Annotated in this window: 16 protein-coding genes, 1 tRNA gene and 1 pseudogene; 12 read left to right on the plus strand and 6 right to left on the minus strand. The window is 72.1% G+C overall.

Annotated features, from left to right (window positions below; genetic code table 11):
• Window positions 1–48: 48 nt before the first annotated feature.
• Both QFZ74_RS12965 and mfd read right to left on the minus strand, forming a co-directional pair.
• Window positions 49–237, minus strand: a pseudogene (locus QFZ74_RS12965) (hypothetical protein); the annotation flags it as partial.
• 243 nt (window positions 238–480) lie between these two features.
• Complete coding sequence (mfd, locus tag QFZ74_RS12970) at window positions 481–4,032, minus strand: transcription-repair coupling factor (RefSeq protein ID WP_307620970.1); 3,552 nt, start codon at window positions 4,030–4,032, stop codon at window positions 481–483.
• A gap of 197 nt (window positions 4,033–4,229) precedes the next feature.
• On the opposite strand from mfd, the gene QFZ74_RS12975 reads away from it, so the two are divergent.
• From QFZ74_RS12975 to QFZ74_RS12990, 4 genes are all read left to right on the plus strand, one after another.
• Complete coding sequence (locus QFZ74_RS12975; protein WP_307620971.1) at window positions 4,230–4,502, plus strand: type II toxin-antitoxin system Phd/YefM family antitoxin; 273 nt, start codon at window positions 4,230–4,232, stop codon at window positions 4,500–4,502.
• Window positions 4,499–4,873, plus strand: a complete 375-nt coding sequence (locus QFZ74_RS12980; RefSeq protein WP_307620972.1) for a type II toxin-antitoxin system VapC family toxin — start codon at window positions 4,499–4,501, stop codon at window positions 4,871–4,873. The genes QFZ74_RS12975 and QFZ74_RS12980 overlap by 4 nt, the downstream gene beginning before the upstream one ends.
• A 339-nt stretch (window positions 4,874–5,212) precedes the next feature.
• A complete protein-coding gene (locus tag QFZ74_RS12985) occupies window positions 5,213–5,623 on the plus strand; it encodes a DUF485 domain-containing protein (protein WP_307620973.1) in 411 nt (136 codons plus the stop codon).
• Window positions 5,620–7,251, plus strand: coding sequence for a cation acetate symporter (locus QFZ74_RS12990; RefSeq protein WP_307620974.1), 1,632 nt, complete (start codon window positions 5,620–5,622; stop codon window positions 7,249–7,251). Before QFZ74_RS12985 ends, QFZ74_RS12990 begins: the two co-directional genes overlap by 4 nt.
• Window positions 7,252–7,275: 24 nt before the next feature.
• On the opposite strand, the gene QFZ74_RS12995 is transcribed toward QFZ74_RS12990, so the two are convergent.
• From QFZ74_RS12995 to QFZ74_RS13005, 3 genes are all read right to left on the minus strand, one after another.
• A complete protein-coding gene (locus QFZ74_RS12995; protein WP_307620975.1) occupies window positions 7,276–8,166 on the minus strand; it encodes a cellulose-binding protein in 891 nt (296 codons plus the stop codon).
• Window positions 8,167–8,399: 233 nt separating this feature from the next.
• Entirely contained in the window at window positions 8,400–11,360 is a 2,961-nt protein-coding gene (locus QFZ74_RS13000) for an SUKH-4 family immunity protein (protein WP_307620976.1), read from the minus strand.
• A 9-nt stretch (window positions 11,361–11,369) separates the two neighbouring features.
• The gene (locus tag QFZ74_RS13005) at window positions 11,370–12,386 is read right to left on the minus strand and encodes an SMI1/KNR4 family protein (RefSeq protein ID WP_307620977.1); all 1,017 of its coding nucleotides are present in this window, start codon (window positions 12,384–12,386) and stop codon (window positions 11,370–11,372) included.
• A 417-nt stretch (window positions 12,387–12,803) separates the two neighbouring features.
• On the opposite strand from QFZ74_RS13005, the gene QFZ74_RS13010 reads away from it, so the two are divergent.
• Both QFZ74_RS13010 and QFZ74_RS13015 read left to right on the plus strand, forming a co-directional pair.
• Complete coding sequence (locus QFZ74_RS13010) at window positions 12,804–13,325, plus strand: YwqJ-related putative deaminase (RefSeq protein ID WP_307620978.1); 522 nt, start codon at window positions 12,804–12,806, stop codon at window positions 13,323–13,325.
• Between the two features lie 61 nt (window positions 13,326–13,386).
• On the plus strand, window positions 13,387–13,884 hold the full coding sequence (locus QFZ74_RS13015; protein ID WP_307620979.1) for an SUKH-3 domain-containing protein: 498 nt from the start codon (window positions 13,387–13,389) through the stop codon (window positions 13,882–13,884).
• Between the two features lie 14 nt (window positions 13,885–13,898).
• Here QFZ74_RS13015 and QFZ74_RS13020 read toward each other — a convergent pair whose 3' ends face one another.
• Window positions 13,899–15,212: a sensor histidine kinase gene (locus tag QFZ74_RS13020; RefSeq protein ID WP_307620980.1), complete on the minus strand. Its 1,314-nt coding sequence runs from the start codon at window positions 15,210–15,212 to the stop codon at window positions 13,899–13,901.
• Window positions 15,213–15,403: 191 nt separating this feature from the next.
• On the opposite strand from QFZ74_RS13020, the gene QFZ74_RS13025 reads away from it, so the two are divergent.
• From QFZ74_RS13025 to QFZ74_RS13050, 6 genes are all read left to right on the plus strand, one after another.
• Window positions 15,404–15,474 (plus strand) — tRNA-Gln (locus tag QFZ74_RS13025).
• Between the two features lie 114 nt (window positions 15,475–15,588).
• Window positions 15,589–17,037 (plus strand): bifunctional UDP-N-acetylglucosamine diphosphorylase/glucosamine-1-phosphate N-acetyltransferase GlmU, encoded by a 1,449-nt coding sequence (gene glmU, locus QFZ74_RS13030; protein ID WP_307620981.1) that lies wholly within the window; start codon window positions 15,589–15,591, stop codon window positions 17,035–17,037.
• 137 nt (window positions 17,038–17,174) lie between these two features.
• The gene (locus QFZ74_RS13035) at window positions 17,175–18,155 is read left to right on the plus strand and encodes a ribose-phosphate diphosphokinase (protein WP_307620982.1); all 981 of its coding nucleotides are present in this window, start codon (window positions 17,175–17,177) and stop codon (window positions 18,153–18,155) included.
• Window positions 18,156–18,350: 195 nt separating this feature from the next.
• Window positions 18,351–18,944: a 50S ribosomal protein L25/general stress protein Ctc gene (locus QFZ74_RS13040; protein ID WP_307620983.1), complete on the plus strand. Its 594-nt coding sequence runs from the start codon at window positions 18,351–18,353 to the stop codon at window positions 18,942–18,944.
• 139 nt (window positions 18,945–19,083) lie between these two features.
• A complete protein-coding gene (gene pth / locus QFZ74_RS13045; RefSeq protein WP_307620984.1) occupies window positions 19,084–19,686 on the plus strand; it encodes an aminoacyl-tRNA hydrolase in 603 nt (200 codons plus the stop codon).
• A gap of 47 nt (window positions 19,687–19,733) precedes the next feature.
• Window positions 19,734–20,237: a hypothetical protein gene (locus QFZ74_RS13050; RefSeq protein ID WP_307620985.1), complete on the plus strand. Its 504-nt coding sequence runs from the start codon at window positions 19,734–19,736 to the stop codon at window positions 20,235–20,237.
• The last annotated feature ends 10 nt before the right edge of the window (window positions 20,238–20,247 follow it).

Here is a 20,247-nt window from a genome sequence, read left to right on the forward strand (position 1 = left end):
CATACGCTGCGAGAAAAGCCCCATTACAGCGCGAACCATAGAGATAACACGGGTGTCACAGGAATTGGAGTCGGTGTCCGCCCACGCGGTGCCGAACCGCTCCCGCGCGTAACCCGTCTTCGGCGCCCGCCCCTTGACCGGCAGCGCCTCGGCGACGGCCAGTGCGGCGCCCTCGCCCTCCGGGCCGGAGGCCCCCTTGGTGTCCTCGTTCGTGCACGCGGTTACGGCGACCGTCATCACCGCGGCGGCGATCACCCCGCCCCTCAGACGCTTCACTACGCCCCCTGCTCGCCCGCTCGCCCTGGACCGCCCTCACATACGGGGCGGATCGTTCCGCCTCTCACGGTAGCGGTCGTACGACTTCCACCCGATGGGACAAAAGGAGATTTTCCGGGCGATCGGGGGTTGTGCAGGGTCACTTGATGGCCTGAGGGGGAGCCCGACGGGGGCGCGGCACGCGCCCCCCTCACACCTTGCCGCTCACGAGCCCAGGATCGAGGCGAGGAACTCCCCGGTCCAGCCCAGCAGTTCGCGGCCGACGAGTGGCTTGCCGCCGACCTTGGCGGTCTTCGGGCGCGGTACCAGGATCTGGTTCGCGGCCGGCTTGATGACCGTGCCCGGGTACAGGCGCTTGAGCCGCAGTTCCTGGGATTCGCGCAACTCCACCGGCGCGAAGCGGATGTTGTTGCCCTGGAGGACGATCTCGCCGACTCCGCAGGCACGGGCGAGCATCCGCAGCCCGGCCACCAGCAGCAGGTTCTCCACCGGCTCGGGCAGCTTGCCGTAGCGGTCGGTGAGTTCCTCGCGGACTGCCTTGATGTCCTCCTCCGAGTTGGCGGAGGCGATGGCCCGGTAGGCCTGGAGGCGCAGGCGCTCGCCGGGTGCGTAGTCGTGCGGGACGTGCGCGTCGACGGGCAGCTCGATCTTGACCTCGAGCGGTGCCTCCTCCTCGATCTCGCCGGTCTCCAGCTGGCGCCGGTAGTCGGCGACGGCCTCGCCGACCATGCGGACGTACAGGTCGAAGCCGACGCCCGCGATGTGGCCGGACTGCTCGCCGCCCAGGAGGTTTCCGGCTCCTCGGATCTCCAGGTCCTTCATCGCCACGTACATGCCCGCGCCCATCTCGGTGTGCTGGGCGATGGTGGCGAGCCGCTCGTGGGCGGTCTCCGTGAGTGGCTTCTCCGGCGGGTACAGGAAGTAGGCGTAACCGCGTTCGCGGCCACGGCCGACGCGGCCGCGCAGCTGGTGGAGCTGGGAGAGGCCGAAGTTGTCGCCGCGCTCCACGATCAGGGTGTTGGCGTTGGAGATGTCGATGCCGGACTCGACGATCGTGGTCGAGACGAGCACGTCGAACTTCTTCTCCCAGAAGTCCACCACGACCTGTTCCAGGGCCTGTTCGGACATCTGGCCGTGAGCGACGGCGATGCGCGCCTCGGGCACGATCTCGCGCAGCCGGGCGGCGGCGCGGTCGATGGACTCGACGCGGTTGTGGATGTAGAAGACCTGGCCCTCGCGCAGCAGTTCGCGGCGCACGGCGGCGCCGATCTGCTTCTCCTCGTACGGGCCGACGAAGGTCAGCACCGGGTGCCGCTCCTCCGGCGGGGTGGTGATCGTGGACATCTCGCGGATGCCGGTGACCGCCATCTCCAGGGTGCGCGGGATCGGGGTAGCCGACATGGTCAGCACGTCGACGTTGGCGCGCAGCTTCTTCAGCTGCTCCTTGTGCTCGACGCCGAAGCGCTGCTCCTCGTCGACGATGACGAGGCCGAGGTCCTTGAACTTGGTCTCGGAGGAGAACAGGCGGTGGGTGCCGATGACGACGTCCACCGAACCCTCCTTGAGGCCCTCCAGGACCGCCTTCGCCTCCGTGTCGGTCTGGAAGCGGGACAGGGCGCGCACGTTGACCGGGAACTGCGAGTACCGCTCGGAGAACGTGCCGAAGTGCTGCTGCACCAGCAGGGTCGTGGGCACGAGCACGGCGACCTGCTTGCCGTCCTGGACGGCCTTGAAGGCGGCTCGGACCGCGATCTCGGTCTTGCCGTAGCCGACGTCGCCGCAGATCAGACGGTCCATGGGGACCGACTTCTCCATGTCCTCCTTGACCTCGGCGATGGTGGTGAGCTGGTCGGGCGTCTCCACGTACGGGAAGGCGTCCTCCAGCTCGCGCTGCCAGGGGGTGTCCGTGCCGAAGGTGTGGCCGGGGGCGGCCATGCGGGCGCTGTAGAGCTTGATCAGGTCGGCGGCGATCTCCTTGACGGCCTTCTTGGCGCGCGCCTTGGTCTTCGTCCAGTCCGCGCCGCCCAGGCGGTGCAGGGTGGGCGCCTCGCCGCCGACGTACTTGGTGATCTGCTCCAGCTGGTCGGTGGGGATGTAGAGGCGGTCGCCGGGCTGGCCGCGCTTGGCGGGGGCGTACTCGACGACCAGGTACTCGCGGGTGGCGCCCTGGACGGTGCGCTGCACCATCTCGATGTAGCGGCCGACGCCGTGCTGTTCGTGGACGATGTAGTCGCCCTGCTCCAGGGTGAGCGGGTCGATGGTCTTGCGGCGGCGGACCGGCATCCGGGCGCCGTCCTTGCCGGCGGCCTTCTGGCCGGACAGGTCGGTCTCGGTGAGGACGGCGAGCTTGAGCGCGGGGTCGACGAAGCCGTAGTCGATCGAGCCGCAGGCGACGTGGACCAGGGACGGGCTCAGCTCGGCGAGGTCGCCCGTTTTTGAATCAGACACAGCCAGGCGGGCGGCGATGCCCTCGCCGCCGAGCACCTCGACCGTGCGGGCGGCCGGGCCGTGGCCCTCGGTGACGTACACCGTGCGCCAGCCGTCGGAGAGCCAGCCCTTGGTGTCGGCCAGCGCCTTCGCCGTGTCGCCGCGGTACATCTCGGTGGCGTGCATGCCGAGCTTGAGCGTGTCGGAGTCCGGCTCCTCGTCCGCCGCGAAGGGCGAGACCGACCACCACATCATGTCCAGCTCGCGCGCGCGGTCGCGGACGTCGGCGATGGACCACAGGGAGGCGGCGTCGACGTCGATGGGCGCCTCGCCGCCACCGGCGGTGGCGGCCCAGGACGCCTGGAGGAACTCCTGGCTGGTGGCGACGAGATCGGAGGCACGCGTACGCACCCGCTCCGGGTCGCAGACGACGGCCATGGCGCCCTTGGGCATGACGTCGAGGAGCAGCTCCATGTCGTCGACGAGGACGGGGGCGAGGGACTCCATGCCCTCGACCGCGATGCCCTCGGCGATCTTGCCGAGCAGTTCGCCGAGTTCGGGGTGCTGTTCGGCGAGGGCACGTGCGCGTGCACGTACGTCGTCCGTCAGCAGGAGTTCGCGGCAGGGCGGCGCCCACAGACCGTGCTCGGCGACTTCGAGGGAGCGCTGGTCGGCGACCTTGAAGTAGCGGATCTCCTCGACGTCGTCGCCCCAGAACTCGATGCGCAGGGGGTGTTCCTCGGTGGGCGGGAACACGTCGAGGATGCCGCCGCGCACGGCGAACTCGCCGCGCTTCTCGACCAGCTCCACGCGCGAGTACGCCGCCGCCCCGAGGGCGTCGACGATGTCGTTCAGGTCGGCGGTCTGGCCGCTCCTCAGCGCCACCGGCTCCAGGTCGCCGAGCCCCTTGACCTGCGGCTGGAGCACGGAGCGGATGGGGGCGACGACGACGGAGACCGGGCCGGTCCCGGCGTCGTCGGCGCTGGGGTGGGCGAGGCGGCGCAGCACGGCGAGGCGGCGACCCACGGTGTCGCTGCGCGGGCTGAGCCGCTCGTGCGGGAGCGTCTCCCACGAGGGGTACTCCACGACGCCCTCGGGGGGCAGGAGCGTGCGCAGGGCGGCGGCCAGGTCCTCGGCCTCGCGGCCCGTCGCCGTCACGGCCAGGACGGGGCGGCCGGCCTCGCGGGCCAGTGCGGCGACCGCGAAGGGGCGGGCAGCCGGGGGTCCGACCAGGTCGACGTGCATGCGGTTGCCGTCCGTGGCCGCCGTGATCGCTTCCGCGAGAGCGGCGTCCTTGACGACGGCGTCGAGCAGACCGTGCAGGCTCATGAGGGGCTTCCCGTCCGGGGTGGGCAACGCGAACCGCCCGACACGCGTGGCGGGCCGGGGGTTCCAGGGTACGTCGCCGGGGAGAGCGTCACCCGGTGGAGTGAACGCGTTGGCCCGGGAGGGGGACGGCGGCTACCGTGGAGGCGGGCCTAGTCCGGCCCCTGGTCCACTCAACTCCGCTCAGCCGGGAGACCTCCATGAGCACGCAGCACTCCCAGCGGCAGTACAACGTCCACGAGGCCAAGACCCACTTCTCCCGGATACTGCAGCTCGTGGAGACGGGGGAAGAGGTCATCATCAGCCGGGCGGGGGAGCCGGTGGCGAAGGTGGTGCCGTTGCGGGCCGCCGTACACCGGACCGCCCGCGGCTCCCTCAAAGAGCCGGTGGTCTTCCACGACGACTTCGACGACATCTCCGACGACGAGGGCTTTGCCGGGGCGTTCGGGCTGCTGCCGCAGGACCGCTCATGAAGCTCCTCGCAGACACTCACATCGTGGTCTGGTGGCTGCTCGACTCTCCCGAGCTCCCCCCCGAGATCAAGGATCTGCTGGACACTGAACCGCAGGCGTATGTCAGTGCCGTCACTCCCTGGGAGCTCGCCGTCAAGCAGGCTCTGGGCAAACTGGACGGGCCCGCCGATCTTCCCGAGCGCGCCCGGGACTGCCAGCTGAGGCCTCTGCCCGTCACGCCGCAACACGGCGTCGGCGTCGGCCGGCTGCCACACCACCACCGCGACCCCTTCGACCGCATACTCGTCGCCCAGGCCCAGCTCGAAGACCTCACGATCATCACCCGCGACACCTGGATCCCGAAGTACGACGTCCGGGTGCTGCGCGCCTGACACGGCGAGGGGCCCGGTGCCCCCGGCGGCGTGAAGCCACGCTATGGACGCCCCGGGGTCCGGCTCGTCCTCCGGGGGGGACGGGCCGGACCCCGATCCGCGGTACGACGCTCCCTCCAGGGGAAGTCCGCCTCCGGGCGAGCTCCGTCTCGGGGTTGGCGCGCGATGCTCAGGGACAGGTGCATGACGCCCGGAGCCGGTGGCGCGACGGGCACAAACCGACCAGCCAGTTTGGGGAAAAGCCCGCGCCGTGGGGGTGCCCGCGAGTAACGTGCGGGCACCGCTCCCTCACTCCTGCGGTCCGCCGCCACGGACCCGAGCCGCGCAAGGAGCACCGGGATGTCCCACGATCCGCCCCCGCACGTACCGCCGCACCTGACCTACCCCTGGCAGCCGCTGCCCCCGCAGCCCGTCCCGGCCCGGCAGCCGTCCGCCCGTGAGCCCCTCGGGCGCCACAGCGACCTGCGGATCCTGCGCAGCGCCTACCGCTGGCAGCGGCGCACCGCCACCCTGACCGCTCTCGGCTACTTCACGCTGTTCCTCGTGCTGTCGGCGTACGCCCCCCGCTTCATGACCCGCCCGGTCGCCGACGGCATCCCCGCCGGACTGCTGCTCGCGCTCGTCCAACTCCCGGTCACCTGGCTGGCGATCGCGCTCTACGAGCACACCGCGCGCCGCCGGGTCGACCCGCTCGCGGACCGCATTCGCAAGCAGGCGGAGCTGGACGCCAAGCGAGGGGCGGGGCGATGAACGATCCGGCGGGCACGCTGACCGGTTTCAGCGACTCGGCCCAGGCGATGGCCCTGGTCGGCTTCTCGGCCGTCGCCACGGTCACGCTCCTGCTGTGCGTGATGACCGGCCCCGACCGCGACGACCTGGACGAGTTCTACACCGGCTACGGCTCCCTGTCCCCGCTGCGCAACGGGCTGGCGATCGCCGGGGACTACATCTCCGCGGCGACCGTGCTCGCGACGAGCGGCGTGATCGCCCTGTGCGGCTACGACGGCATCGTGCTCGCCCTCAGCACCGCGCTGTCGCTGATGCTGCTGATGTTCCTGCTGGCCGAACCCCTGCGCAACGCGGGGCGGTTCACCATGGGTGACGTCCTGGCCCGCCGGCTACCGGGCCGCAGCGTCCGTATCGCGGCCTGTCTGGTGACCCTGGCCGCGCTGCTGCCGATCATGGTGGTGCAGCTGGCCGGCACCGGGCAGCTCATCGCCTTCGTCCTGGGCTTCTCCAACGCCTCGCTGCGGACGGGCTGTGTGGTCGGCGTGGGCGCGCTCATGATCAGCTACGCAGCGATCGGCGGCATGAAGGGCACCGCCCTGATCCAGATCCTGAAGATCGTGATCCTGCTCGGCTCGGGCGCGCTGGTCTCCGTACTGATCCTGCGCCGCTTCGACTTCGACCCCGGCGCGCTGTTCCACGCCGCCGAGCGGCACAGCGGGCTCGGTCCGGCGTTCCTGCACTCGGGCCTTCAGTTCGCGGGCGGCGCCGCGCCCCGGCTGGACATGATCGCGTCCGAGCTGACGGTCGTCCTCGGCGGCGCCTGCCTGCCGCACATCACCATGCGCATGTACACCGCCTCCAGCGCCCGCCAGATACGCCGCTCCATGTCCTGGGCGGTGTCGATCGTGGTGCTGTTCGTCCTGGTCATCACGGTCGTCGGCATCGGGGCCACGGCCCTGGTCGGCCGTGCGGCCGTCGCCCAGGCCGATCCGCAGGGCAACACGGCCTACCTGCTCGGCTCCCGGGCGGCGTTCGGCCCGGACGTGTCGACGGCCGAGACCCTGCTGTTCACCACGGTCACCACGGCCATCTTCCTGACCCTGCTGGCCTCCGTCGCCGGAATGATCCTCGCCTGCGCCAACTCCCTGGCCCACGACGTGTTCGCGTCCCGGGTGCAGGAGATGCCGGCCCGCCGCGAGATGACCCTGGCCCGCCTCTCGGCGCTGGCCGTGGGCGCCACGGCGATCTTCCTGGCCACCCTGGTCCAGCACCGCAGCCTCCAGCCCCTGGTGACCGCCTCCTTCTGCATCGGCGCCTCGGCCCTGGCCCCCGCCCTGGTCTACGGCCTCTTCTGGCGCCGCTACACCCGTACCGGCATGCTGTGGACCCTGATCGGCGGCACGCTCGCGGTCCTCGTCCTGCTGCCGGGCACCAACCTGGTCTCCGGCTCGCCCGTCTCGGCGTTCCCCGAGGCCGACTTCAACTGGTTCCCGTTCACGACCACCGGCATCGTCTCGATCCCGGCCGGCTTCGCCCTCGGCTGGCTGGGCACGCTGGTCTCCGGCCGCAGGAAGGCGGAGGAACAGCGCCGTCAGTACGAGGCGGTGGAGGGCTGGATCCTGGCGGGGGCGGAGCGCAACGGGAGTTGAAGCCGCGCCACGGACCGGGGGCGCCTAGTCCAGGGGCGCGGCCTGCCCTGTCAGCGCCAGCAGCCGGTCCCGTACGACGTCCATCTGGGTCTGTACGTCATCCCAGGTCTGCCCGTGCCGGCGCAGCACGTGCTCGGTGTCGCGCCCGATCCGCTCCTCGCGCGCACGCGCCTCGGTGAGCATCGCGGCGGCCCGCTCGCGCGCCTCCTCCTCGCGCCCTCGCGCCCACTCCCGCGCCTGCTCCAGCGCCCGCTCCGCCTCGGCCAGCGCGACCTCCGCGCGGGCCTCACGCTCGGCACTTCGCGCGTCCAGGGCGGCCGACCGCTCGGCCTCCTCCCACTCCAGCCCGGCCCGGCGTGCGGCCTGCTCCCTGTCCAGCTCGGCGAGCATCGCCTCGGTCCGCTGCCGGACCTCGCGCAGCGCGGCCAGGGCCTCGGCGCGCAGCTCCTTCACCTCGCGGCGCGCGCCGACGCGTACGTCGTCCGACTCGGCGCGGGCCGCGAGCAGCAGCTGACGGGCGCGCTCCTCGCTCTCAGCCCGCAGGGCGTCCGCCTGTTCCCGCGCGGCCCGGCGCACCTCGCGCGCGTCCTCCTCCGCCCGCTCGACGAGCTCGTGCGCCTCACGTCGCGCCAAGTCCCGTACGGCCGCCGCCTCTTCCACCCCGAGCTGGAAGAGGCGGCGTGCGCGCTCCCCGAGCGTGTCGTACGTCTGCGGCGGGAGCCGTGCGACGGTCTCGCGCAGCCGCGCGGCCTGTGCCGCCATGTCCTTGGCGAGCACGGTCAGCCGGGCGGCCCGCTCCCAGGCGGCGTCCCGCTCCTCGGAGAGGGCCGTCGTGAACGCGTCGGCCTGCCCCGGGCGGTAGCCGCGGCCACGGACCACCACGAAGCCGTACGGGGACATCGATGCGCTGTTCACCCTGGGAACCTCTCTCCACCGGACACACACGACACCATGATTTCGCGCATATCATGAGGGATCGGGCGTAAGTGTTCATAACGCGACACTCCGCACGCACGTCACGGTCAAAGCCGTGCACAGGGCTGGGGGCAACAGGCGAAGAAACGGTACGGCGGGCATACGGAGGGGCCGGGCCCGGTCGTCACCCGACCGGGCCCGGCCCCTCCGTCACACGGCTCACACCGGCAGGGCTACAGCAGCCCGTCCCACAGCTGCTCCAGCACCACCGACCACCAACTCTCCGGCGACGCCAGCGCCGACGGGTCGAGCGAGGCCAACTGCGCCTGGAAGTCGACGGTCCAGCGCCCCGCCTGCTCCTGGTTCAGCCCGTACCGCAGCCGCCACATCCGCCCGAGCAGCGCCAGACAGCGCGCGAACTCCGGCAGCCCGGCGTTCACGAACTGCGGCGGCACGGGCGCACCGCCCGGCCCCGCCTCCACGGGCACCGCCACGATGTTCGCCGTGCCGTACTGAACACAGATCGCCTTGCCGAAGTCGCTGCCCACCACGAGGTACGAGCCCGCGTCCGAGGCGGGCTGCACCCCGCGCTCCTGCGCCAGCTCCGCCAGCGTCGGCACCGGACGGCCCGGCTGGGCCTGTGCCCAGAAGAACGGACCCATGTCCAGCGGCAGCCCGGCCGCGACCAGCGTGTGCGCCACGACCGGCGGCACGCCCTCGCGCGACACCGCGGCCTGCTCGAACCGGAACACACCCGGCCCGAACGCCGCCGCCAGCTCGTGCGCGATCCCCTCCGGCGGCAGCGGCGAGGCCGACTGCACCGGCGGCAACGGCGCCCGCACCGGGGCCGGCCGCGCGGGACCGTCCGCCACCTGGTGCAACTCACCCTGATGAGCCAGCAGTTGCCGCATGCCCTGCTGACGGCTCGCGTGATCCGTGCCGTACGGCGCGATGCTCGTGATCCGCGCCTGCGGCCACTGCTCCCGGATCATCCGCGCGCAGTACGCCCCCGGCAGCTCGCACGACTCCAGCTCGGTGTGCAGCTCCAGCACCTTGTCCGGGGGCACGTTCATGGCCCGCAGCTCGTGGAAGATCTGCCACTCCGGGTGCGGCATCCCCAGCGCCGAACGCCGGATCAACTGCTGCTCGGACCCGTCCTGCGCCCGGTACCGCAACACAGCCTGATACCCGGGCCCAACAGTCGGCTGCGCCGGCGACTGGGGGTAGCCGTAGGAGGGGGGCGGCGGGGTGGGGGCGGGCGGCTGACCAGGGGGCGGCGGGGCGAAAGCGGGGTGAGCGGGGGCCGGTTGGCCGGGTGCGGGGTGCTCTGGGGCGGGCGGCTGAGCGGGGGCGGCTGGTTGGCCGGGCGCGGGCATGCCGGGGACCGCCTGACCGGGGACGGGGGTGGGGGCCGCCTGCCCTGGGGCCGGTTGGCCGGGCGCCGGCATCCCCGGAACCGCCTGACCGGCGACGGGCGCAGGTGTCTGCTGACCGGAAGCCGGTTGCCCAGGTGCGGGCATCCCCGGGACCGCCTGACCGGCGATGGGCGGCTGACCGGGGGCCGGTTGCCCAGGCGCCGGCATGCCCGGAACCGCCTGACCGGCGACGGGCGCAGGTGTCTGCTGACCGGAAGCCGGTTGCCCCGGCGCCGACATCCCCGGGACCGCCTGCCCAGGCGCGGGCGGTGGAGGCGGGGGCGAACCAGGCGCCGGCTGGTTGAGCGGCGGCATCGCTCCGGGCGCCCCCGCCTGGGGAGCGGGAGGCGGCGGAGGCGGGGTGCCGGGTGCGGCTGGAGGCATACCGGGTGCGCCGGGGACGCCCGGAGGAGCGGGCGGCGGGGGCGGGGTGCCGGGACCGGCCGCCGGAGGCGGGGGCGGTACGGCGTCCGCCTTGTGTACGGCGTCGTGCGCGGCCGGAGGCAGACCGGGGGCGCCCCGCGTCCCAGGAGGCGGCGGGATGGTGGCCGAGGCGGCAGACATGCCGGGCGCACCCGGGGTGCCGGGGGCCTGCGGGATGGCGGAGGGATCGGCGGACGGGACGGACGCGCTCGCGTCCGGGCCGGCCGGCGGAGGCATGCTCCCCGGAGCCACCGGCGGGGGCGGCGGCGCGTCAGCCGCACCGCCCGCCGCGCGCGGCGGTTGCGGGTAGCCGTACGCCGGAACTCCCGTGAGCGGCGTACCCGGAGCAGCCGGAACTCCCGGCCCCTGCGGGTACCCGAACGCCGGCGCGCCCGGGGCGGGCGGAGGCGGCGGGACGCTTCCAAGCGGCGGGGCGGGAGGCGCACCCGGAGGGGGCGGCGGGGTCCCCGGCGGGACGCCCGGAACCGGCGGAGGCGGCTGGGTACTTCCCTGCGGCGCACCCGGACCAGGCGGCGCGAGCGGCGCAGAAGACGTCCCCGCCGCGGGCGTGCTCACCTGCGGCGCACCCGACCCAGGCGGCGCGAGCGGCACAGATGGTGCCCCCGGAACAGGCGGCACAGACGGAGGCGTGCTCCCCTGCGTCCCACCCGGAACCGGCGGAGATTCCGGAGCACTCCCCCGCGATGCCAACGGTGTGCTCGGGGACACCGGGCCCTGCGGGTAGCCGTACCGCGCGCCGCCCGGGACCGGTGGCGGCAGCGGGGGTGTCGTGTCGGCGGCCGGGGAGGTCGGGGCGGCCGGCGGTGCGGGCACCATGTCGGGCAGCGGCACCGAACGGTCCTCGCCCGCATCGGCGTTGGTGTCCGTCCCGGCCCACGGGGTCGCCCCCGCAGGGACGCCCGGCGCGTCCGGCGCCGCAGGCGCCTCACCGGCTCCCGGTGGCCGCTGATCCGGGATGCCCAGCTTGTCCGCGGCCTCCTGCAGCCACTCCGGAGGAGTCAGCAGGAACGACGTCTGGTTCAGGTCCACCCGCGCGGCCGGCGCCGGCCCCGGTACGGCGTCCTCGGCCGCGTCCTCACGGCCGTACTCCTCCTCGTACCAACGGATCACCTCGCCCACCGGCAGCCCGGGCCACAACGTGGCCTCACCGCTGTCCCGCGCGATGACGAGCCGCTGCGCGCCCGTGTCCGAACGCGGGCCCTCCGCACGGTCCTCGCCCCACACCACGAAGCCGAGCCCGAACTCCCGTACCCGCACCTCGCGGTGCTGGAACGCGGGCACGTCCCCGTTGATCCACTCCTCCGCGCGCTCCTGCGCCTGCGCGAACGTCACCATCGAAAAACCTCACTCCCCCGCCGACGGAGCCGGCACCGGCGCCACCGCCGAAGACACCGGCACCGCACGCGCGAAACCGCCGTCCACCATCAGGTCCGACACCGTCTCCAGCTCCGGCGGACTGCCCGCGAGCCGCGACAGGAACGCGTCGAAGTCCTCACCGCACGGCAGCAGCAGCCGCTCCACCCGCTCCGCGGGCGACCACGCCGGATCCACGTCACGCGCGTCGTCGTACAGGCAGAACCACACCGAACCGGCCCGCTCCCCGCGCACCTTCACCGCGAGCAGACCACCCTGCACGAACGACACCGCGAGGTAGTCCTTCGTCAGGTGGTCACGCAGGCACTTGTTCACGTACACCAGATCGTTGACCGCCGCCTCGTCCCGCACCGTGAAGAACGGCTGGTCCAGCAGCAGCCCCAGCTCCGCGTCGAGCGCCGTGCCCACGGGCGCGCAGCCGCCCGCCGCTTTCAGGAACGAGCGGTAGGCGCCCGGCAGCCGGTACCCCAGGTCCTCCTCGGCTCCCTGCACCTGCTGCTCGGTCACCGCCACCCCCGACTTGGGCAGCCCGAAGTGCGCCGGACGCGTCTCCTGCAACGGCCGGGTACCGCGCTTGCCCTGGTCGACCCGCGCGGTCGCCACACCCCCGTGATGCCGCAGCAGCGCCTTCACCTCGACCGGCACCAGCTCCAGCCGCCGCGTCCCCACCACGTGGTGCCACGTCCAGCCGTGCGGCGTCGCCGCCCTCCCCACCGTGTCCCACAACGCGTGCCCGGACGCCGACAGCGCGGCGTTCGCCGACACGTAGTCCGTCAACCGCAACTCGTCGACGCCGAAGCCCTCCGGCGGATCGGCGACCTCCGCCGCCGCGCGCGCGTACGGCGAGAAGTCGGGGTACCCACGCCCGTCGACCCGCACCCCTCTCGGGTGGCGTGCCGCCCGGACCGGATCCGGGAAATGCACGACCTGCCCGGCGTAGGCCGCGTTCGGCGGCACGGCTTGCTGCCCGAGCCGACCTGTCGTCATGGCGGTTGCCCCCTGCGGCACTCTGGACGGGCCGCGCCCGCGCCGAGCCCCGGCGCGACCCGGCCCGTATCCGACTGTCACTGCCCCGTCCGGGCCCCGCCCGCGCCCGTCTGCGACACGCCGACCGCGCCCGTCGCGGTGCCGACAGCCTATGCGGTACGCCCACACCGGTCACCGGGCCTCCGACCAGCCACCCTCCGTCCCGCGACCGGCCCCGCACACCGCCCGTGCGAGCAGCGGGCGTTCACGTCCGTCACCCCGGGCCCCGACTCCCTCACCCGCACCCCCGCACCCCCGTGATCCGGCGTCACCCCAGCGTGACAGGCTGCCCGGCCTGGGCGTGTCACCCCGACCCAGCTTCCGGACCAGCCACGGCATTTGGCACTCTGTGTCCTCCGAGGGGATGCTCGGGAGGGGATGATGATCATGAACGCGACGCAAACCGGCCCGCACACCGGCACCTCCGGCGACCCCCGCATCGGCTGGAGTCACGCCGAGAGACCCGCCGTCCCCACCCTGCTGAACCGGCGCGACGGCATCCTGCCCACCATCGCCGCCGCCCTCTCCGTACGCGGCGCCACCCTCACCGGCACCGCCGCCCGCGGCGACCGGCCACCCACCCTCCACCCCCTCGTCAAGGACTTCCTCGACACCCTCACCAGCGGCCAGCGCGACCGGTTCACCGGCCGCTGCGCGGAGACCATCCTCATCTCCCGCCACCTCACCGCCGCCGACGCCACCCGCAGCAAACGCGCCGCCCGCAAACCCATGACCAACAGCGAAGCCCGCAAGGCCCTCAAGCACGCCAAACTCACCGCCCGCCGCATACGCGAGGACGGCGACCCCCTCCACGGCAGCTTCGCCACCCCCTGCCGCGCCTGCACCGCCCTCAGCGCCCACTTCGGCATCCACATCGTCGACCCGGCGACCACCACCTGACCGACCGACCTCCCCTCCCCCACCGCACCCGGCGGAAGCCGAAGAGACGAACAAAGGGCAGATGCAAGCAGCCGACCGCACCTCAACCACCCGCTTCCCCGCGCCCGTCGACACCGCGCTGCGCGCCGCCGGCTGGCACCCCGGGCGCTGGGACATAAAGCAGGCCGAGGTCTGGGCCGACACCCTGCGCGAGCACACCTCGCCCGCCGGTCACCGGCACGCCGTCTTCCCCGCGGCCGTCGAGGCCTGGGCCGAGTTCGGCGGCCTGCACATCACCCCCCGGGGCAACGGGCGCCAGATCGCCCCGGCCGCCCTCCACCTCGACCCCCTGCACGGCCTCCACCTCGCCCGCACCCTCGGCGACCTCGGCCGCGCCCTGGACACCGAGGTCTGCCCCCTCGGCGAGGAGACCGACACCCGCTCCCTGCTCGCCATCGACAACCAGGGCCGCGTCTACACCCTCGACCACACCGGCGACTGGTACCTCGGCCCCGACATCGACCACGCCCTCGACGCCCTCATCACCGGAACCCAGCCCGTACGCCTCACCACGGACTGACGCACCCCGCGCGCCTACGCCGCCGGAATGACCGCCGAGACCCGGAACCCGCCCGCGTCCGTCGGCCCCGACACGAAGACGCCGCCCAGCGCCAGGACCCGCTCCCGCATCCCCAGCAGGCCATTGCCACCGGACGGCAGCCGCGCGGCCGGCACCGCGGCCGCCTCCGGCGGCGGCTCGTTCTCCACCTGCATCGCGATCTCCGACACCCGGTGCGCCAGCCGTACGTACGTCTTCGCCCCGCCCGCGTGCTTGTGCACGTTCGTCAACGCCTCCTGCACCACGCGGTACGCCGTCTGCTCGACCTCCGCCGCGTACGCCCGCGCCCTGCCCTCCACCGACAGGTCGACCACCATGCCCGCGGCGGCGGACTGGCCCACCAGCTCGTCCAGCTCCGACAGGCACGGCCCCTCACCGGAAGCGTCCTCCACCGCGGCCCGCGACGCCGCCGCGGCGGCCGCGGCCCCGACGGCGGCCAGCGGCACGTCCGTCTCACGCCGCTCCACACCGTCCCCGGCCCGCAGCACGCCCAGCATCTCCCGCAGCTCGGTCAGCGCCTGCCGGCCCATGTCACCGACCAGCGCCGCGTTCTTCACGGCCTTCTCGGGATCCTTCCGCGCGACCGCCTGCAAGGCGGCGGCATGCACGACCATCAGACTCACCCGGTGCGCGACGACGTCGTGCATCTCGCGCGCGATCCGCGTCCGCTCCTCGCCACGCGCCCACTGAGCCCGCTCCTCCGCCCGCTCGGCCAGCAGCTGCAGCTCCCGCTCCAGACTGTCCGCCCGCTCCCGCAGGCTCTCCATCAGCCGGCGCCGGGCACCCACGTACAACCCGAGCAGCAGCGGCGGGGCCGTCAGCCCGAGCGAGGTGGCGATCGACGCGAACGGGACGAACCAGTTGCCCAGCGTCAGCTCCCCGCGCGCCATGTCCTGATGCAGGCGTACGAACGTCACGATCATCGTCCCGACGAACGACATCCCCGCCAGCGCCACGATGATCCGGCGCGGCAGCTCGGCGGCGGCGAGCGTGTACAGCCCGACGATGCTCAGCAGGAAGCCCATCTGTGCGGGAGTGATCGCGATCGACACGAGCACGACCGCGATGGGCCACTTCCGCCGCATCAGCAGCATGGACCCGGCGAGCACCCCGAAGACGACCCCCACCGACACCGGGACCCCCGCGTCCCGTGCAAAGGGAACGCCCTCCGCCCCGCACTCGGCCGCGGACGCCAGCGCCAGCACCCCGTCCAGCACCGCACTACGCCATCGAGCCCACCACCACAGCCCGGTCCCGGCCGCGGCGTCCTCTTCCCCCGTCGTGGTCATGCGTCCAGCGTACGGGCGACGAGGGGCGCCTTTCCGGTGAGTTTCGCGGACTTGCCCACACCGCGCTCCGGGGCTGTCTCGTGATCAAAGTCCTGAAAGGTGCCGAGTTGTACCGTCGCATCGAAGGCTGGTGGTACGGCATAGTAGGTGCTGCAACTGCATCCGATCTTCGAAATCGGACATAGCGGTAATCCCGGGTCGTCTAAGGGCAAGACGTCAGATTTTGGTTCTGATCATGGGGGTTCGAGTCCTCCCCCGGGAGCAACTGGTTCGGGTCCTGACCTAGATGGGTCAGGACCCACACTCATGTCCCCCACAAAACCCCCCGGTATCCTGCGGATGTCACCCCTGCCGTCCAAAGCCGAAGGGCAACCTTGTGAGCGCCATTCGCCCGGCCGCCGTCGTCGTTCTCGCAGCGGGTGAGGGCACCCGTATGAAGTCGGCCACACCCAAGGTTCTGCACGAGATCTGCGGTCGCAGTCTCGTGGGTCATGTGCTGGCCGCTTCCCGGGAGTTGGAGCCCGAGAACCTCGTCGTCGTCGTGGGGCACGCCCGTGAGCAGGTGAGCGGTCACCTGCACGCGATCGACCCGCGGGTACGCACGGCCGTGCAGGACCGGCAGAACGGCACGGGGCACGCCGTGCGGATGGCCCTGGAGGAGCTGGGCGGTGCCGTCGACGGGACGGTCGTCGTCGTGTGCGGTGACACCCCGCTGCTGAGCGCCGAAACGCTCAAGGACCTCGCCGCCACGCACCAGGCCGACGGCAACGCCGTCACCGTGCTCACCGCCGAGGTCCCGGACGCGACCGGTTACGGCCGTATCGTCCGGGACGAGGCGACCGGCGCCGTGACGACGATCGTGGAGCACAAGGACGCCACCGAGACCCAGCGCGCGATCCGCGAGATCAACTCCGGTGTCTTCGCCTTCGACGGGCAGCTGCTGGCCGACGCGATCGGCAAGCTGCGCACCGACAACAGCCAGGGCGAGGAGTACCTGACCGACGTCCTCGGGATTCTCCGCGAGGCCGGGCACCGGGTGGGGGCCTCCGTCGCGGCCGACCACCGTGAGATCGCCGGGATCAACAACCGCGTTCAGCTCGCGGAGGCGCGCCGGATCCTCAACGACCGCCTGCTGGAGCGGGCGATGCTCGCCGGCGTGACGATCGTGGATCCGGCGACCACGTGGGTGGACGTGACGGTGACGTTCGAGCAGGACGCCGTCGTGCACCCGGGGACGCAGCTGACGGGTGCGACGCACATCGGCGAGGGTGCCGAGGTCGGCCCGAACACCCGCCTGAACGACACCCGGGTCGGCGCTCAGGCCCGCGTGGACAACACGGTGTCGGACAACGCGCGGATCGGCGCGCAGGCGTCCGTGGGACCGTTCGCGTATCTGCGCCCCGGTACGCGTCTCGGCCCGAAGGCGAAGATCGGCACGTACGTCGAGACGAAGAACGCGGCGATCGGCGAGGGGACGAAGGTCCCGCACCTGAGTTACGTGGGTGACGCGACGATCGGCGACCACACGAACATCGGTGCCGCGAGCGTGTTCGTGAACTACGACGGTGAGAGCAAGCACCACACCACCGTCGGGTCGCACTGCAAGACCGGTTCGGACAACATGTTTGTGGCGCCTGTCACCATCGGGGACGGCGCGTACACCGCCGCGGGGTCCGTGATCACGAAGGATGTGCCGCCCGGTTCGCTGGCCGTGGCCCGCGGTCAGCAGCGGAATATCGAGGGTTGGGTGGCACGCAAGCGTCCGGGGAGCGCGGCCGCGAAGGCGGCGGAGGCGGTGTCCCGGCCGGGTTCGAGCGACGACTGACCGGAAACAGGTGCGTCAAACACGGCGTACCGTGATAAGTGCCCACCCGCACCCCCACCACCAGCTGAGACGGCCTCTCACACCCAGCCGAGAGGTCGCTCGACACTCGGCTGTGACACCTCTGAGGAGACTGTGCTGTGACCGGGATCAAGACGACCGGCGAGAAGAAGATGATGTTCTTCTCCGGCCGCGCCCACCCCGAGCTTGCCGAGGAGGTCGCCCAGCAGCTGGGTGTCGGGGTCGTCCCGACGAAGGCCTTCGACTTCGCCAACGGTGAGATCTACGTCCGCTACCAGGAGTCGGCTCGCGGCGCGGACTGCTTTCTGATCCAGAGCCACACGGCTCCGATCAACAAGTGGATCATGGAGCAGCTCATCATGATCGACGCGCTGAAGCGCGCGTCGGCCCGCTCCATCACGGTGATCGTGCCGTTCTACGGTTACGCGCGGCAGGACAAGAAGCACCGTGGGCGTGAACCGATCTCGGCGCGTCTGATCGCGGACCTGATGAAGACCGCGGGTGCGGACCGGATCCTGACCGTGGATCTGCACACCGACCAGATCCAGGGCTTCTTCGACGGTCCGGTGGACCACCTGTTCGCGCTGCCGCTGCTGGCGGACTACGTGGGTGCCAAGGTGGACCGCGCGAAGCTGACCGTCGTCTCTCCGGACGCCGGCCGGGTGCGGGTGGCGGACCGCTGGTGCGACCGGCTCGGTGCGCCGCTGGCGATCGTGCACAAGCGCCGCGACAAGGACGTCGCGAACCAGGTGACGGTCCACGAGGTCGTGGGTGAGGTCGAGGGCCGCGTGTGCGTCCTGGTCGACGACATGATCGACACGGGTGGCACGATCTGCGCGGCGGCGGACGCGCTGTTCGCGCACGGCGCCGAGGACGTCATCGTGACGGCGACGCACGGTGTGCTGTCGGGTCCGGCTGCCGACCGGCTGAAGAACTCGCGGGTGAGCGAGTTCGTGTTCACCAACACGCTGCCGACGCCGGGCGAGCTGGGCCGTGACCTGGACAAGCTGACCGTCCTGTCGATCGCGCCGACGATCGCGAGCGCGGTGCGCGAGGTGTTCGAGGACGGCTCGGTCACCAGCCTGTTCGACGAGCAGTAGGCGTCGAGCGACCGCCTGAAGATCCTTTTGGGTACGGCCTCCCCCTCCGAGTAGACTGCGTGAGTTGCTCGGCGAGGGAGGCCGTGCTCGTTCTCCGGAACGGGTGTGGTGGTCCGTTATCGACGCGCTCTTCGTAGCAGGCCGTTCGTGGCCGGGTGACCCCGTCCGTATCTACCTCTACGAGGAGTGATCATCATGTCCGAGGTGAAGCTCGCCGCCGAGACGCGCACCGAGTTCGGCAAGGGTGCCGCCCGTCGCATCCGCCGTGACAGCAAGGTCCCCGGTGTTCTCTACGGCCACGGCTCCGATCCGCTGCACCTGACCCTTCCGGGCCACGAGCTGCTGCTGGCGCTGCGTACGCCGAACGTCCTGATCTCCCTGGACATCGACGGCAAGACCAACGAGCTGGCCATCCCGAAGGCCGTCCAGCGTGACCCGCTGAAGGGCTTCCTGGAGCACGTCGACCTGCAGCTGGTCAAGCGCGGCGAGAAGGTCACGGTCGAGATCCCGGTCCACGCCGAGGGCGAGCTGGCCCCGGGTGGCAACCTGCTCGAGCACGTGCTGAACGCGCTGCCGGTCGAGGCCGAGGCCACGCACATCCCCGAGTCCGTGACGGTCTCCGTCGAGGGCCTGGAGGCCGGTGCCTCCATCCTCGCCAAGGACATCACCCTGCCGTCCGGCATCTCGCTGGCCGTCGAGGGCGACACGGTCGTCCTGCAGGTCCTGGCCGCGCAGGCCGAGGAGGCCCCCGAGGCCGAGGCCGAGGGCGAAGAGGCCGCCGAGGCCTGATCCTCGCGATCGTCGTCGCGTCAGCCGCTGTCCTTCGGGGCAGCGGCTGGCGTGTGTCAGGGACGCGTTCTCGCGGGTGCGGGGCGCGTGCCGAGGACCTGTTCGTGCGCGTCCCCGTGTCAGCGCGTATCAAGGAGACATGAACGTGAGCACTCCCTCAGCCGCCCCGTGGCTGGTCGTCGGTCTGGGCAATCCCGGGCCCGACTACGCGATGAACCGGCACAACGTGGGGTTCATGGTGGCCGATCTGCTGGCCGAGCGGGTCGGGGGGAAGTTCAAGCGGGCCGGCAAGGCGCAGGCCCAGGTCGTGGAGGGGCGCATCGGGCCGCCGGGGCCGGGGAACCGGCGGGTGATCCTGGCCAAGCCGATGTCGTACATGAACCTGTCGGGCGGGCCGGTGAACGCGCTGCGGGACTTCTACAAGGTGCCGGTGGAGAACATCGTCGCGGTGCATGACGAGCTGGACATCGACTTCGGGGCGCTGCGGCTGAAGCTGGGCGGCGGTGACAACGGGCACAACGGGCTCAAGTCGATGACGAAGGCGATGGGTTCGGACTATCACCGGGTGCGGTTCGGGATCGGGCGGCCGCCGGGGCGGATGCAGGTGGCCGACTTCGTGCTGAAGGACTTCTCGTCGGCGGAGCGCAAGGAGCTGGACTACCTGGTGGACCGGGCGGCGGACGCGGTGGAGTGTCTGGTGATCGAGGGGCTGGAGCGGGCGCAGGGGTCGTACAACTCCTGAGGTCTCGGGCGCCGGGCGGGGGTTGACCGATCGCCGGGCCATGGCCAATGATCCCGGCCATGCCTGCCTCCGCCAGTTCCTCCCGCCGGGCCTCGGTCACCGCGCTGCGGTGGGGCCGGCTGCTGGCGATGGGTGCGGTCGCCGTGCTGATCCTGATCGCGGGGGTGTGGGGGTCGTGGGGATCCGCGCAGCACGTGATGCTGACGAAGGGGCGGGAGAGCGGCACGATCCGGGTGACGCGCTGCGGGGCCCGGGAGTGCACGGGGCCGTTCACGCCGTTGTCGGCGGGGGCGCGGGAGCGCCGGCGTGTCGTCATCGCGCGGACGGTGGCGGTGCGTAAGGGGCGGACGTACACCGTGGTCGTGAAGCCGGGCGGGGACGAGGTGGTGCGTTCCGGTCCGGCGGGTGTGCTGTACGCGTGGGTGCCGTTGGGCGGGGCGTTGCTGCTGGCGTCGGTCGTGGTCGCGGGCGGGCTGCGGATGACGCGGGCGGGGTGGGTGCTGGCGGGGTTGGGGGCGGCGCTGCTGACGGCGGCGTTCGTGGCGCTTTGAACGGGACTGC

The organism is Streptomyces sp. V3I7, assembly GCF_030817495.1.
Classification (GTDB): Bacteria; Actinomycetota; Actinomycetes; order Streptomycetales; family Streptomycetaceae; genus Streptomyces.

Excerpts from the sequence above, each read along its gene's own strand:
- mfd (WP_307620970.1), bottom strand. The coding sequence starts at position 4,032 with ATGAGCCTGCACGGTCTGCTCGACGCCGTCGTCAAGGACGCCGCTCTC.
- QFZ74_RS12975 (WP_307620971.1), top strand. The coding sequence starts at position 4,230 with ATGAGCACGCAGCACTCCCAGCGGCAGTACAACGTCCACGAGGCCAAG.
- QFZ74_RS12980 (WP_307620972.1), top strand. The coding sequence starts at position 4,499 with ATGAAGCTCCTCGCAGACACTCACATCGTGGTCTGGTGGCTGCTCGAC.
- QFZ74_RS12985 (WP_307620973.1), top strand. The coding sequence starts at position 5,213 with ATGTCCCACGATCCGCCCCCGCACGTACCGCCGCACCTGACCTACCCC.
- QFZ74_RS12990 (WP_307620974.1), top strand. The coding sequence starts at position 5,620 with ATGAACGATCCGGCGGGCACGCTGACCGGTTTCAGCGACTCGGCCCAG.
- QFZ74_RS13000 (WP_307620976.1), bottom strand. The coding sequence starts at position 11,360 with ATGGTGACGTTCGCGCAGGCGCAGGAGCGCGCGGAGGAGTGGATCAAC.
- QFZ74_RS13005 (WP_307620977.1), bottom strand. The coding sequence starts at position 12,386 with ATGACGACAGGTCGGCTCGGGCAGCAAGCCGTGCCGCCGAACGCGGCC.
- QFZ74_RS13010 (WP_307620978.1), top strand. The coding sequence starts at position 12,804 with ATGATGATCATGAACGCGACGCAAACCGGCCCGCACACCGGCACCTCC.
- QFZ74_RS13015 (WP_307620979.1), top strand. The coding sequence starts at position 13,387 with ATGCAAGCAGCCGACCGCACCTCAACCACCCGCTTCCCCGCGCCCGTC.
- QFZ74_RS13020 (WP_307620980.1), bottom strand. The coding sequence starts at position 15,212 with ATGACCACGACGGGGGAAGAGGACGCCGCGGCCGGGACCGGGCTGTGG.
- QFZ74_RS13040 (WP_307620983.1), top strand. The coding sequence starts at position 18,351 with ATGTCCGAGGTGAAGCTCGCCGCCGAGACGCGCACCGAGTTCGGCAAG.
- pth (WP_307620984.1), top strand. The coding sequence starts at position 19,084 with ATGAACGTGAGCACTCCCTCAGCCGCCCCGTGGCTGGTCGTCGGTCTG.
- QFZ74_RS13050 (WP_307620985.1), top strand. The coding sequence starts at position 19,734 with ATGATCCCGGCCATGCCTGCCTCCGCCAGTTCCTCCCGCCGGGCCTCG.